Here is a 14,252-nt window from a genome sequence, read left to right as displayed (position 1 = left end):
GGCGGGGTTGCGGCGCGGCGCCACGGTTGCCGCTGGGTCATCTCTCGAGGTGGAAGTCCGGCCTGACGGACTTGCCCCGGCGGTCGCGGAGCGTGTCGGAGACCACGGCGCCGAACAGGATGCCGGTGCTGGTGGCGACGGCCACGATCGGTGACGCTCCCACCATCGCCGGCGCGACCGCCAGCAGCACCAGCACCCAGGCCAGCCGGGAGCGCGAGAAGGTCTGGAAGACCTCGTACTCGAAGACGGTCCGGGCGATCAGGAAGAGGGTCGGGCCGCCGAAGATCACGCAGATCCAGCCGGTCGGCACCGTGCCGGCGGGACGGCCGATGACCAGGTCGAACCCGGCCGCACTGGAGACGACGCCGAGCACCAGCAGCAGGTGTGTGTAGGGCGCCCAGCGGGTGATCCGACCCGGCTTCCTCCGGACGGCGACCTGGAGGATGGCGCCGGCCCGGAAGACGTAGATCTGCCAGAGCAGCAGGGTGGTCACCAGGGCCAGCACGAAGACGCCGACCCGCTCGACGGTGAAGTCACTGCCGCCCATCCGCAGGGTGGGTACCAGCAGGAGGTCACCGAGCGCGAGGATGATGAACTGCTGGTAGCGCTCGCCGAGATGCGCGCTGGCCTGGTCGTACTGTTCCAGCGGCACCCGTCCCAGCCAGGGCGTGGGATAGCGCAGTGCGGCGGCGACAAAATCGATCGTGATGGCCACCGCCCAGAGCGCCAGCCGGAGTCCGTCCGTGAAGAAGACGCCACCGATCCAGAAGGTTCCGGAGACGACGAACCAGAAGAGGAAGCGGGTCGCCCGTACCTGGGCGGTGTGCCCGCGCAGGACCGAGATCAGCACGATTCCCCGGCCGACGTGCATGGCGACGTACGAACCGGCGAAGACCGCGCCGATCTCCGAGAAGGCGTGCGGCAGGGTGGCCGCCAGCAGGATGCTGCCGAGCATCTTGCCGGCGATCATGGCCTGGATCGGTAACCGCTCCGGGTTGTAGAAATCGGTCAGCAGCGCGGTGATCGACCAGGTCCACCAGATCGCCGCCAGCAGTACGAACAACTCCGCGGCCGCGACCGGCGTGAGGTTCTCGGCCAGCCGGATCGAGGAGAGGGCGAGCGCGGCGACGTACGCCACGTCGAAGAGCAACTCCAGCAGGGTCGCCCGCTCCGGCGAGTCCGAGCTGCGGATCAGTCCGGGCCGACGCTCGTTCGGCATCGATCAACCGTCCCGTCCCGGGCACGGTGGCCCGGGGGGAACCCTACGGTTCAGGACGGCGGAGGAATCGGTCACACCTGCCCAACTTAAACATTCCAGGCGCTGCTGGTGACCGTACCCGGAAAGTGAGGTGACGCGGTCAGGGTGGCGGGCAGCGGTTGGTGTCGTACACCCAGAGCCGGGCGGTGCCGGCGAGGACGTACGAGCGGTAGTCGACCGTACGGACCAGGTGCCAGCCGGGCTCGGACTGCGCCGAGGAGGCGAGGACGTAGCAGGGCCGGTTGTCGGCGAACTTGGCGCCGTACCAGTTGACCAGGGAGGTGCCCTTCGGGACGTAGTCGACGCCGTTCGGCGCGTGGTAGCCCGACCACTCGAAGCCGGCGTCGATGTCGGTCGCCGGCACCCCGGACGCCACCAACTCCTCGCCCGCGCGCCACCGTGCCGCGTCCAGCGCCGACCCGTACGCGGTGACCACGAGCGAGAGCGCGGCCAGGAACCCGGCCGCGCCGAGCCCGGTCACCACCCCGGCCCACCCGGGGCGGGGACGCCGGGGCCCGGCGAGGGCGACCAGGAGCAGGACCGGGACCAGCACGACGAGGTAACGCCCGAAGACCGTCTGCCCGGCGGCCCTGGTCGCCAGGAGGCCGCCCACGGTGACCAGCAGGAACCAGCGCGCCATCGGGTCGAGCCGCCGCCACCGCTGCACCAGCAGCCCGGCCAGCAGCACGCCCGACACCGCGGCGAGCAGCGCGAGCACCTGGAACACCGGCTCGCCGAACATCGAACGGTCGCCCCGGAACGCGGCCGGATACGGCCCCCTCGGCAGCAGGTAGTCGCTCATCAGGAAGCCGTGCAGCCGGTAGTCGTGCCAGGCCAGCACCGCCACCGCGCCGACGCCCGCGGCGGTCAGCCGGGCCGGAGCGCGCCAACGCCAGGGGCGGGCGACCGCGAGCACCACCGGCGAGACGGCGATGGCGAGCAGGAAGTATCCCCGTACCGTGACGTCCAGCAGGTCCGGCAGGACCGGGTCGTCGGGCAGCGGCGCGGGCGGGTCGTCGCCGGTGAGCGTACGCCGCCACCACTCGAACGCCAGGAACGCGACGCCGAAGGCCGTACCCGCCGCGAGCACCGCCCGCCGCCGTGCCAGGAACCGGATCGCCGCTCGGACCGGCGACCCGACCTCGCCACCGACCGGCGGTACGGCGGCGGTCGCCCCGATCGGCCGACCCGGCGGTACGGCGGCGGTCGCCCCGATCGGCCGACCGCGCCACCCGGGCGGGTCGGCGGAGCCGAGCGCGGCGAGCAGCACCGCGACCGGCGCGGCGAGGGCCTGCTCCCGGATCGTCGCCCCCCAGAGCCCGACCGCGAGCGAGCCGGCCAGCAGTGGCAGCGAACCACGGGCGAGCGCCCGGCGGCCCAGGGCCAGGCAACCGAGGACGGCGGCCAGCGCCGGTACGTCGCTCATGAACGAGGTGGCGAGCAGGCCGAGTTCCGGCCAGATCGCGAGGACCAGCGCGGCGAGCGCGGCGCGGAACCGGCCGACGGCCGGCGCGAGCAGGTCGTAGCAGGCGAGCACCGCCACGCCAGCCAGCAGCGCGACGAAGATCTGCTGCGCGGTGACCGACGCGGCGAGCGGGCCGAGTACGACGATCTGGCCGACCAGTGCCGAACGGTTCCAGCCGAGCAGTCGGATCTCCCCGGTCTCGCCGAACCGCTGCCCGATCCGGCTGTAGGACCAGGCGTCGTTGTGCGGGATGGCGAGACTGCCGGAGACCACCGCGAGCACGACCGGCGCGAGGACAACCACCGTCAGCGCGGCGGCGAGAACAACCCGTGGCGCGGCGACTCGTCGTTTCTCTTCCCGAATGGCGCGGGAGCCGGCACGCGTGTCGGTGCCGTCGGCCGACAGAGCTGGACCCGACGCCGTCGCGACCATTCGCCTGCCCCACGCTTCCGAGTACGGGTGAAAACCGATCCAGAAGGGCTAACGAGATGACGTCGGGCATGTCATGTCTTGAGCGCCGGCTGTTTGACCTCGTGCGATTACGCGCTGCTCGGCGGCTCGGCCATGATGAGCACGAGGATGTGGCCGCGCGGCGCGGGCGACGGAGGTTGACGCCGCAGCTACGTGGCGGGGGCAGTGGTGGCTACTCGGAGGTGCGATGACCTATCGGTTCGTGACGGAGCGACACGACTATTCCGACCTGGCCAGCGGGGCGGTGCTCCGTTCGGCACCGGGGCATCCGGGCTTCCCCGTCCGCCTCGCGTCGGAGGTGTTCCTCCGCGCGTGGCACGCCCTGGGACAACCCCGGCCGCTGACCGTGTGGGATCCCTGCTGTGGCAGCGGGTATCTGCTCACCGTGCTGGGCCTGCTGCATCGGGACAAGATCGCGGGACTCGTCGCCTCGGACATCGCCGACGGCCCGCTCCGGCTCGCCCGGGCGAACCTCGCTCTCCTGTCCGCCGAGGGCATGCGGGAGCGGAGAGCCGAGCTGGAAGAGCTGGCCCGCCGATTCGGCCGCCCCTCCCACGGGGAATCCGCAGAGGCCGCACAACGCCTGCAAGAGCTGCTTGCCCAGGGTGGCGGAGACCTGCCCTGCTTGGTCGGACGGGCCGACGTCCTCGACCGACAGCAGGTGGCCGCTCTGCTGACCGCGTCACCACCGCCGGGGCTCGTGTTGACCGACCTGCCGTACGGCGAACAGACCTCGTGGCTGGGTTCGCGTCCGGAGGAGGGCATTCCCGGCCTGCTGGAGACGCTCGTCTCGGCGCTCCCCGCCGACACGATGGTCGCGTTGACGACGCGAGGACGCCGCGTCGGGCTGCCGGAGGGCGTCCGTGCGACGGCACGGCTCAAGATCGGAACGCGGGCGACCGTGCTGGTCCGTCTCAGGGATCTTCAATCCCCGCTGGCCGGCGCGGCCGGACGGTAGTGCACCCCAGCGGGCGGCCGTGACCCACCTGGGTGGGTCACGGCCGCCGTGGCCGTACGGGTCGGTCGGTCAGGGTTGCTGCACCAGACGGAACGACTGGGCGGCGGAGCCGTTGCAGGCGTACTGCACGAGCTGGACGCTGTCGGCGGTCGAGGCGCCCGGAACGTCCAGGCACTTGCCGCTGAGCCGGTTGACCAGCCGGTAGGTGCCGCCGGCTTCGGCGACCGCCTGCCACTGCTGGTTGTTGCCGCCGCTGTAGGTCCAGAGCTGGATCGGCGCGTTGTCAGCGGTGGAGACGTTGGTGACGTCGAGCGACCGGGCGCTGTTGTTGCGGTTGTTCACCCGTACAAAACCGCCACTGGTCGGCTGGAACTGGAACTGCTGCGCCAAGCTGCTGTTGCAGGCGTACTGCTGGATCACGGTGCCGTTGGCGGTGCCGGCGGAGCGGCTGTCGACGCACTTCCCGTTGCCCGCGTTCGCCACCGTGTACCAGGCGGTGGGGGAGATCGGTCCGCCGGTGGGGGGCGGGGTGGTGCCGCCACCGCCGCCGAGCCAGAGCAGGCCGTCGACGAGGAAACGGTTCTGGACCTCACTGGCGAAGGTGGACGACAACGGCGTGTTGGTCTCGTAGTTCATCGCGTTGTGGCCGAAGTTCGCGTACAGCATCTTGTAGTTCTTGTTGGTCCAGATGATCGGGTAGTAACCGCTGCGCCAGGTCTGGTTCGGGTCGGTGCCGAGCGGGAAGCTGCTCTGGTCGACCGAGGCCAGAATGTCGATGTTCGGATTGTTGCGCAGGTCGTTGTTCCAGCTGTACCACTCGCTGACCGACGAGGTGAAGGTCGACGGCAGCCGTACGGTCGAGGGGTGCGTCTGGTCCTCCACCCGGAGGGTGGCGGTGGTCGGTCCCCAGGTGTTGTTCCGGAACGCGCCGGTGCCGAGGAACTGGTTGTGGTACCAGTCCCAGCCGCCCGGATTGGTGTTGAACGCGGAGACGTGGAAACCGAGCCAGGCCCCGCCGTTCTGCATGTACTGCTGGAATGCCGGGCGCTGCGCGGCCGGCGGCAGGTCGTCGAGGAAGATGACCACCTGGTACTGGGCCAGGTTGGCGGTGTTGAGCTGACTCCAGTTGTTCGTCGCCGTGTAGGTGAAGTTGTTCTGCGCGGCGATTTGCGGGAACCACTGATTGGCTTCCTGCACAAAACTGATGTGCGCGGCGTCCCAGTTGCCGTTGTAGAAGGCGATCACCTTGAAGGCGGGCGCCGCGGCGGACGCTTTTGCGCCACCGATCGCGGGGGCCGACGACACGCAGAGCAGCGCCAGGAAAAGCGCCAGGAGCCGGACCATTCTTCTGGTCGTCGGCGGCGTACGGGTACCGGTATTCATGATGTGGTCCTTTCGTTTCGTCCGGCTGGTCAGGGGGTGACCAGGGCGTTGCCGAACGATCGACGCCACGCTATGGCCGCCCCAGATCCCCTGTCAACGCCCACCCCCACCCCCCCTGCCCCACCCCCACCCCCCACGGCCGCGATCTAGGGCAGAACCACGTGGTGTGGAGATCAAGAAGCGCGGATCTGCCCTGGATCGCGAGCTGGAGATGGCGGCAGGGGTGGGGGTGGGGCACATGGGTGGGGCGGAAGGGTGTGGGGTGGGCACGTCTCGGGTGGGGTGGGCGGTGCGCAGAATGGGGCCCTGACGTACGGCAGGATGGCGGCTGGGTCACACCACGGTGTTGTGGCAGGCCCGGGGAGGGGAGGACCATGGTTGACGTGCTCTGGGCGCCGCCGGCCGATGTCCGCGAGACCACGCGGATCGGCGACTACCTGCGTTGGCTGCGGGAACGGCGCGGGCTCGACTTCGCCGACTACCCGGCGCTCTGGGAATGGTCGGTCACCGACCTCGACGGCTTCTGGCGCTCGATCTGGGACTACTTCGAGGTCGTCGCGCACACCCCGGCCAGCGCGACGCTGCGCGGCGACCGGATGCCCGGCGTCGAGTGGTTCCCCGGCGCCACCCTCAACTACGCCGAACACGTGCTGCGGATGCCGGGAGTCGCCGACGACGCCCCGATGGTGATCGCGCACAGCCAGACCCGTCCGCCGGTCACCCTCACCGCCGCGCGACTGCGCGACGAGGTACGCCGGGTCCGCGCGGGACTGCGCCGGCTCGGCGTGACCCGGGGCGACCGGGTGGCCGCGTACGCGCCTAACATCCCCGAGACCTTCGTGCTGATGCTCGCCACCACCAGCCTCGGCGCGATCTTCTCCTCCTGCGCGCCCGAGTTCGGCACCCGTAGCGTCACCGACCGCTGGCAGCAGATCGAGCCGAAGATCCTGGTCGCGGTCGACGGGTACCGCTACGGCGACAAGCCGGTCGACCGGCGCGCCGAGGTGGACGCGATCCGGGCCGCGCTGCCGTCGGTGGCGCACACCGTGCTCCTCGACTACCTGCACCCCGGCGCCGAACCGACCGGGGCGGCGCTGGGCTGGGCGGAGTTGGCGGCCGAGACGGACGAGCCACTGGCCTTCGATCCGGTGCCGTTCGACCACCCGCTCTACGTGCTCTACTCCTCCGGCACCACCGGGCTGCCGAAGCCGATCGTGCACGGGCACGGCGGCATCCTGCTCGAACACCTCAAGATGCTCGCCCTGCACCACGACCTCGGTCCGGCCGACCGGTTCTTCTGGTTCACCACCACCGGCTGGATGATGTGGAACTTCCTCGTCTCCGGGCCGGCGGTCGGCGCGGCGATCGTGCTCTACGACGGAAACCCGGCCGTACGGGTGGAGCCGGGCCGTCCGGCCGAACCCGACCTCGGCGCGCTCTGGCGGCTCGCCGAGTCGACCGGCACCACGTACTTCGGCACCTCGGCGCCGTTCCTGCTGGCCAACCGGAAGGCCGGCGTACGGCCGAAGGAGATCGCCGACCTGAGCCGGCTGCGTGGCCTCGGCTCGACCGGCGCGCCGCTGCCCGCCGAGGGCTTCACCTGGGTGTACGACGAGGTCAGCGCGGATCTCCAGCTCCAGTCCCTCTCCGGTGGCACCGACGTCTGCACCGGGTTTGTCGGCGGCGTGCCGCTGCTGCCGGTCTACCCCGGTGAGATCGCCTGCCGGGCGCTGGGGGCCAGGGTGGAGGCCCGCTCGGCCGACGGTCGGCCGGTCCTGGACCAGCTCGGCGAACTGGTGATCACCGCCCCGATGCCGAGCATGCCGGTGGGGTTCTGGAACGACCCGGACGGGCGGCGCTACCGGGAGGCGTACTTCGACCACTACCCGGGCGTCTGGCGGCACGGCGACTGGATCACGATCAACGAGCGCGGCGGCTGCGTGATCACCGGTCGCTCCGACGCCACCCTGAACCGGGGCGGGGTGCGGCTCGGCACGGCCGAGTTCTACTCCGTGGTCGAGGGGCTGGACGAGGTCACCGACTCGGTCGTGGTGCACCTGGAGGACGACGAGGGCGGTGCCGGCGAGCTGCTGCTCTTTGTCGTACTCGCCGACGGGCTCGAACTCGACGAGGCGTTGCGGGCGAAGATCGCCCGGGAGCTGCGGACGGCCCTGTCACCCCGGCACGTACCGGACGAGATCCACCAGGTCCGGGCGGTGCCCCGCACGCTTTCGGCGAAGAAGCTCGAGGTGCCGGTCAAGAAGATCCTCACCGGTACGCCGGTGGCGTCGGCCGCCGCGACCGGGGCACTGGCGAACCCGGAGTCACTGCTCGCGTTCGAACTCCTCGCCCGGGCACGGGCCAACGGCTGACCGGTCGGTCGCCCACGACGGGTGGCGGCGCACTCGGCCCGTACGACCGACAACGTGAGTACGGGTCGAAAGCGTTTCATTTCCCGTGGGCGCCTACCTGCAGTTGACCATCACCGACACCGTCGATCCGGCCACCGACGCCGAGGCACTGAACCCGCTCGCGCGGGTGGTCCGGACCGCCTGGTGCCACCTGCCCACCGACTGGGTGGTCGACGGAGCGCTCCCGTCCGGTCGCCGTGCCGCGCTCGTCGACGGCCTGCTCGGCACCGGGCGGCACCCGCGCCGGGGGCGGTCCGTGGTGCTCCGGGTCCAGACGACCGTGCTCACGCCGTCGCAGGCGCGGGCCCGACCCTGGCTCGACGACATCGCCGGGTTCTACCGGTGCGGCCCGGACGGCGAGCTGCGCGAGGTGGTGCCCGCCGAGCTGTGACCGACCGGTCCGCCGGGCGGGTGGCGGTCCGTCAAAGGCGGGGTGCCGGTCCGTCGGGTGGGTGTTGGTCTGTCGGGTGGGTGTTGGTCCGTCAAAGGCGGGGTGCCGGTCCGTCGGGCGGGGTCAGGAAAGGTCGAGGGTGACCCGTTCGTCGGCCACCCGGCCCGCCACCCGGGACCGGTCCAGCGCGCCGCAGAGCACCACGCTGGCCCCGGCGAGCAGCGGTGCGAGCAGCCACTCCACCGGGTCGGGGCGACCATCCGCGTCGATCAGCACCCGGGCGCCGGGGGTGATCCCGAGCGCCGAGGCACGCTGCGCCGCGAGCGCGATCAGCCCGGCGTCCTGTGGCCCGCCGGTCGGGGTCGGGGTGTAGTGGTCGCCGTGACCGCGCACCTCCACCACGTAGTCGGCGAAGCCCGGCGGCACCGCCCGCAGCGGCGCCGCCAGCGGGGCCAGGGCCAGCGCGTACCGGTCGCCGGACGGCCAGGCCGAAGCCGCGTCGAGGCGGCCCGCGGCGACGAAGAGCACGTCGACCGGACGCGGCGGGTCGGCGGGCTCGGCCAGGTCACCGGGACCGGCGGCGGGTAGGGCGACCCCGGACCCGTGCACCGCCAGCCCGGCCGACCAGCAGCCGAGCAGCACGGCGGCGGACTGCCAGTGCGGCGGGAGCAGCACGGCGGCGCGGTCACCGGGCGCCAGTCCGGCCGAGTCGACCAGCAGGTTGCCGGTCTTCGCCACCCAGTTGGCCAGCGTCGCCCCGGAGAGCTCCGTACGGTCGCCGGTCGCGTCGTCGTACCAGGTCAGCAGCGGTCGGGTCGGGTCGGCCGCGACCGCTGCGGCGAACACCCGCGCGATGGTGTCGGCCGTGGTTTTGTCCGTCATCGCCACTGAGGATAGCGTTCCGGAACGGCACCGGGTCCGGCCGCCGGCGGGAAGAGTCGCCGGAAAGACAGCGGGCTGTCGGGTCGCAGTCGACGGCGGGTCAGCGGGGCGGCGTAGGCTTGGCAAGAGTGTTGTTCCCCACAACCCCGCAGTTTGAGGAGTCGCCAAGTGACCCCCGGTCGACCGCCCCGCGTACTCATCGACGCCACCAGCGTTCCCGCTGACCGGGGTGGCGTCGGTCGATACGTCGACGGACTGCTCGGCGCTCTGGGCAAGCTCTGCGCATCCGGCGGCGTCGATCTCGCCGTGGTCGGATTGCGTACCGACGCCGAGCGCTACACCCGGATGCTGCCGGCCGCCGAAGTGATCTCCGCGCCGGCTGCGGTGGCTCACCGCCCGGCCCGGCTGGCCTGGGAACAGACCGGGTTGCCGCTGCTCGCCCAGCAGGTCGGCGCGCAGGTGCTGCACTCGCCGTTCTACACCTGCCCGCTGCGGGCCGGATGTCCGGTGACGGTCACGGTGCACGACGCGACCTTCTTCACCGAACCGGAGCACTACGACAAGTCCCGGCGTACGTTCTTCCGGAGCGCGATCAAGACCTCGCTGCGCCGGGCCGACCGGGTGATCGTGCCGAGCAAGGCCACCCGGGACGAGTTGATCCGGTTGCTCGACGCCGACCCGACCCGGATCGACGTGGCCTACCACGGGGTCGACCAGGGGGCCTTCCACGCGCCCAGCGAGGAGGAGAAGGCCCGGGTCCGGGCCCGGCTCGGGCTCGGCGGGCACAGCTACGTGGCGTTCCTCGGCGCCAAGGAGCCACGCAAGAACGTACCGAACCTGATCCGGGGCTGGGTGGCCGCCGTACAGCACCGGCCCGACCCGCCGGCCCTGGTGATCGCCGGTGGTCAGGGACACGACGACGACATCGACCAGGCCGTCGCGGACGTGCCGGCGCACCTTCGCCTGCTCCGTCCCGGTTACCTGCGTTACGCCGACCTGCCCGGGTTCCTCGGCGGTGCGCTGGTCGCGGCCTATCCGTCCTACGGCGAGGGCTTCGGCCTGCCGATCCTGGAGGCGATGGCCTGCGCCGCCCCGGTGCTCACCACGCCCAGGTTGTCGCTGCCCGAGGTGGGGGGCGACGCGGTCGCGTACACCAGCGAGGACCCGCACCAGATCGCCGTCGATCTCGGCGCGCTGCTCGACGACGAGGCACGCCGGTTGGCACTGGCCAAGGCCGGTCTCGACCGGGCCAAGGAGTTCACCTGGGAATCGAGCGCCGAGGTGCATCTCGCGGCCTGGAGTCGGATCAGTGCCTGAGCGGCTCCGGACCGCCCTGGGGTCAACCAGGCATGTCACGGCCCTCCCGTCCGGCATGATGTGCTGATGTTTTTCGCCGTAATTCCGGCTGGTGGTAGCGGCACCCGCCTCTGGCCGCTGTCCCGAGCCGGACACCCCAAGTTCCTCCACCCGCTCACCGGCACCGACGCGTCCCTGCTCCAGGCGACGGTCGCGCGGGTGGCGCCGCTGACCACCCCCGACCGGACCCTGGTGGTGACCGGGGTCGCGCACGTCACAGCGGTCGCCCGTCAGCTCGCCGGCCTGCCGGAGGAGAACATCCTGGTGGAGCCCTCGCCCCGGGACTCCTGCGCGGCGATCGCCCTGGCGGCGGCGGTGATCGCGCTGCGGGAGCCGGACGCGGTGATGGGGTCGTTCGCGGCGGACCACCTGATCGGCGACCCGGCCCGCTGGGTGGAGACGGTGCGGCAGGCGATCGTCGGCGCGGAGCAGGACCTGCTGATGACGGTCGGTATCACCCCCACCCGCGCGGAGACCGGCTACGGCTACCTCCAGTGCGGCCCGCTGATCGACGGCGGCCCGCTGCGTCGGGTGGAGGAGTTCAAGGAGAAACCGGCGGCCGACGTCGCGGACGCGTACGTCCGGTCCGGCCGTTACCTCTGGAACGCGAGCATGTTCGTCTGGCGGGTGCGGGTGTTCCTCGCCGAGCTGGCCCGGCAGGAGCCCGAGTTGCACGCCGGGGTGACCGCGATCGCGGCGGCCTGGTACACCGACGAGCGGGAGGACGTGCTCGCGGCCATCTGGCCCACGCTGACCAAGATCTCCGTCGACTACGCGGTGATGGAGGGCGCGGCCGCGGCGGGTCGGGTGGCCACCGTCTCCGGTGACTTCGGCTGGAACGACATCGGAGACTTCCACACTTTGGGCGAGGTGTTGCCGGCCGATTCCGCCGGCAACGTGGTCCTCGGCGGCGACGGTTTGGAGAAGTCCGGCGTGCTGCTCCGGGACAGCTCCGACCTGGTCGTGGTGCCGTACTCGAACCGGCTGGTCGCCGCGCTCGGCGTACGGGACCTGATCGTGGTGGACACCCCGGACGCGTTGATGATCTGCCCCCGGGACCGGGCCCAGGACGTGAAGAAGCTGGTCGACGAGCTGAAGCAGCGGGGCGAGGACGGCTACGCCTGAGCCGGCCGGGCCTGGCCACGGCTTCGTACCCTGATCCACATGACCGGAGCCGTGCCCCTCGTCGACCTCGTCCTCGGCGGCAACGAGGCCAGTGACCTGCTCGCCGTACGCTCGCCGGCGGTGCTCGCCGCGTACCGCGCCCGGCGGGCGTTCTGGACGGTGCTCGACGAGGCACCGGTCGACCGGGCGATGGCGTTGCTGGTCGAGGACGTGGGCGGCGGCTGGGCGGCGTACCCGGTCGCCGCCGACGCCGGGCCGGAGCAGGGCCGTACCGAGGACGGCGAGGCACTGGCCCGGTTCGGCGAGTGGGTCTACGTGTTCGGATCCCACTTCGGTTCGAAGGCCGGCCCGCTGCGCCCCCGGCGGGCCTTCGTGGCCCGGTTCAGGGAAGCCGACGCCGCCGTCGGGCTGCTCCGGATGCGGGTGGTGCGCAACCAGTTCCGGCTGCACCGGGCGGTCAACGACGTGCTGGCCGGTGCCGAGATCCGCACGCTCGCCCCGGGCGACCGGGTCCGGCACCGCTTCATCGCCGAAACGGTCGCCCGGGGGACGGCTCGGGCCAAGACCTGGGTGAGCCGACTGGCCCCGGACGACCTGCCACTCAACGTGGAGGGTGCGGCCTTCACCCCGGCGGGTTCGCTGCTGCTCGGGCTTCGCTTTCCGGTGACCGACCAGGGCGAACCGATCCTGGTCGAGGTGGCGGGCATGGCGGAGATGTTCGAGTCGGGCTCCTGGCCGCACGCCGTCTGGGCGTACGCGCTCACCGGGGTGACCCCGCCCGGCGCGCTGACCGGGTTCCGATCCCTGTCGGCGGACGCCGACGGCGCGTACTCGGCGGTGATCGGTTCCATCGACGCGATCGGCAAGGGCTCGGTACTGCTCGACGACCACCCGGCCGGCGGCGAGGTGACCTCGCGGCACGTACGTTTCCGGCTGCCCGAGGGGCCGGTCGGCGCGGCACCTGCGACCGACCGGCCCGGTCGTTGGGAGGCCCCGGCGAAGCTCGTCGCCGACCTCGCGCCGCTGCGCAATGTGGAGGGCCTGGCCGAAGTGGAGGGCGGCCACCTCTACGTGACCGACGAGGACCAGCGGATCGGGCTCTGGTCGGGGCCGTCGGTGGTGTGGGACGCCCGGGCGGCACCTTCGCGGAACAGTGGCCGCGAAACCTCGTGGTGAACCGCCCGGACGTCCGTTCCTCCCCTTGCCCCCGGTAGGACTCGCCTCGCTGGGCATAGCGAGCATGCCGGCCGAGCGGCGCAAGCGTCGAGATGTTTCAGTTCAGGCTGAAAGACGCAGGTGGATGCCGCCGGGTACAGTGCGACAGGTGTCGGAAAGCCACCTCGCCGCCACCACCGGGAGCACTGGATGCTGCGGATCTTCTTCTCCAGTGAGGACATAACCCGGACCCGCGTCGCCGCCGTGGCAGACCCGATCTGGGAGCTGATCCTCAGCCTGCACCTGTTGCAGGGGCGCACCCACGACCCGGTGATGTCGGGCTGGCGGCGGGACGTCTACCGCGGCCTGCGCCGCGAGAACGCCTCCGCCCAGCAGCGGCTGCTCTTCGCGCTCAACCCGTCGCGCGGTTACTTCCCCGACTTCCTCACCCCGCAGCAGAGTGCGCAGGGCTTCGAGGCGGGGCTGGACGCGATCCGGTCCACCCCGGCCCGGCTGCTGCGCCGGGACCTGACCGTGCTCGCCACCGAGAACGCCCTGCCCAGCGCCGCCGCCGCGGTGGCCCGGGGCGAGCCCGAGGTGCTGGCACGCCTGACCGACTCGATCCGGCAGTACCGGTCGGTGGCGGTGGAGCCGTACTGGGACCGGATCGAGGCGGCGGTCGAGGCGGACCGGATCCGGCGGGCCAGGGCGCTGCTCGACGGCGGGGCCGAAGGGCTGCTGGCCAGCCTCCGTCCGGCCGTACGCTGGTCCGCCGGGGTGCTGGAGGTGCTCGACTACCCGGACACCAGGGAGCTGCACCTCGGCGGCCGGGGACTGACCCTGATCCCGTCGTTCTTCTGTTCGCGTACGCCGGTCGCGTTGCTCGACCCCGATCTGCCACCGGTGCTGGTCTACCCGGTTGACCGGCTCGGCGGGCTGGCACCCACGCCCGGGGAGGGAGCCGGCCTGGCGCCGGCCGGTGGCGGCGGTCGGGACGCGCTCGCCGCGCTGCTCGGCCGGACCAGGGCGAACGTGCTGGAGGTGGTGGACGACGGCTGCTCCACCGGGGAGGTGGCCCGCCGGTTGCACATCTCGGCGGCTGCCGCGAGCCAGCACGCGACGGTGCTGCGCAACGCGGGACTGTTGGTGTCGCAGCGGGATCGGAACACGGTGCGGCATACGTTGACGCCGTTGGGGCGGGCGATGTTGCATCAGTGAGTTCTTGGGGTTGGGGTTGGGGCCCACCGTGCCCGGCTTCGAGCGGTCAGGCTTGATCTCTGCGCCGGGCACGGTGGGCCCCAACCCTGTCGTCCGCTGGGGCTTGCCACTGATGTGCTCCGCGAGGGGGAGCTTCAGTGGGTGGAGGGCCTTTTGTTTGCTGCTCTGGGTGTGGGTGT

Annotated in this window: 10 protein-coding genes and 1 pseudogene; 7 read left to right on the top strand and 4 right to left on the bottom strand. The window is 71.7% G+C overall.

Annotated elements, in window-relative coordinates:
• Window positions 1-37: 37 nt before the first annotated feature.
• Both ACI2K4_RS11655 and ACI2K4_RS11650 read right to left on the bottom strand, forming a co-directional pair.
• Complete coding sequence (locus tag ACI2K4_RS11655) at window positions 38-1,219, bottom strand: low temperature requirement protein A (protein ID WP_404510449.1); 1,182 nt, start codon at window positions 1,217-1,219, stop codon at window positions 38-40.
• 139 nt (window positions 1,220-1,358) lie between these two features.
• Complete coding sequence (locus tag ACI2K4_RS11650) at window positions 1,359-3,155, bottom strand: hypothetical protein (protein WP_404510448.1); 1,797 nt, start codon at window positions 3,153-3,155, stop codon at window positions 1,359-1,361.
• Between the two features lie 226 nt (window positions 3,156-3,381).
• Here ACI2K4_RS11650 and ACI2K4_RS11645 point away from each other — a divergent pair, with 226 nt between their 5' ends.
• Window positions 3,382-4,152, top strand: coding sequence for an rRNA methyltransferase (locus tag ACI2K4_RS11645; RefSeq protein ID WP_404510447.1), 771 nt, complete (start codon window positions 3,382-3,384; stop codon window positions 4,150-4,152).
• 69 nt (window positions 4,153-4,221) lie between these two features.
• Here ACI2K4_RS11645 and ACI2K4_RS11640 read toward each other — a convergent pair whose 3' ends face one another.
• Complete coding sequence (locus ACI2K4_RS11640) at window positions 4,222-5,535, bottom strand: ThuA domain-containing protein (RefSeq protein ID WP_404510446.1); 1,314 nt, start codon at window positions 5,533-5,535, stop codon at window positions 4,222-4,224.
• Window positions 5,536-5,909: 374 nt separating this feature from the next.
• Here ACI2K4_RS11640 and ACI2K4_RS11635 point away from each other — a divergent pair, with 374 nt between their 5' ends.
• Together ACI2K4_RS11635 and ACI2K4_RS11630 are read left to right on the top strand one after the other, a co-directional pair.
• Entirely contained in the window at window positions 5,910-7,907 is a 1,998-nt protein-coding gene (locus tag ACI2K4_RS11635) for an acetoacetate--CoA ligase (protein ID WP_404510445.1), read from the top strand.
• Window positions 7,908-7,992: 85 nt separating this feature from the next.
• Window positions 7,993-8,337 carry a hypothetical protein gene (locus ACI2K4_RS11630; RefSeq protein WP_404510444.1) on the top strand — a complete coding sequence of 115 codons (345 nt, stop codon included), beginning with the start codon at window positions 7,993-7,995 and terminating at the stop codon, window positions 8,335-8,337.
• 123 nt (window positions 8,338-8,460) lie between these two features.
• Here the strand turns inward: ACI2K4_RS11630 and ACI2K4_RS11625 are convergent, their stop codons facing one another.
• A complete protein-coding gene (locus ACI2K4_RS11625) occupies window positions 8,461-9,219 on the bottom strand; it encodes a TIGR03089 family protein (protein WP_404510443.1) in 759 nt (252 codons plus the stop codon).
• A 168-nt stretch (window positions 9,220-9,387) separates the two neighbouring features.
• Here ACI2K4_RS11625 and ACI2K4_RS11620 point away from each other — a divergent pair, with 168 nt between their 5' ends.
• From ACI2K4_RS11620 to ACI2K4_RS11605, 4 genes and pseudogenes are all read left to right on the top strand, one after another.
• Window positions 9,388-10,536: a glycosyltransferase family 4 protein gene (locus ACI2K4_RS11620; RefSeq protein ID WP_404510442.1), complete on the top strand. Its 1,149-nt coding sequence runs from the start codon at window positions 9,388-9,390 to the stop codon at window positions 10,534-10,536.
• A gap of 66 nt (window positions 10,537-10,602) precedes the next feature.
• Window positions 10,603-11,700, top strand: coding sequence for a mannose-1-phosphate guanylyltransferase (locus tag ACI2K4_RS11615; RefSeq protein ID WP_404510441.1), 1,098 nt, complete (start codon window positions 10,603-10,605; stop codon window positions 11,698-11,700).
• A 39-nt stretch (window positions 11,701-11,739) separates the two neighbouring features.
• Window positions 11,740-12,810 (top strand): annotated as a pseudogene (locus ACI2K4_RS11610) (hypothetical protein); the annotation flags it as partial.
• A 255-nt stretch (window positions 12,811-13,065) separates the two neighbouring features.
• On the top strand, window positions 13,066-14,073 hold the full coding sequence (locus ACI2K4_RS11605) for an ArsR/SmtB family transcription factor (RefSeq protein WP_404510440.1): 1,008 nt from the start codon (window positions 13,066-13,068) through the stop codon (window positions 14,071-14,073).
• Window positions 14,074-14,252 lie beyond the last annotated feature (179 nt).

The organism is Micromonospora sp. NPDC050397 (assembly GCF_044901685.1).
Lineage (GTDB): Bacteria > Actinomycetota > Actinomycetes > Mycobacteriales > Micromonosporaceae > Micromonospora_G.
This window is presented reverse-complemented; position numbering and strand designations above follow the sequence as displayed.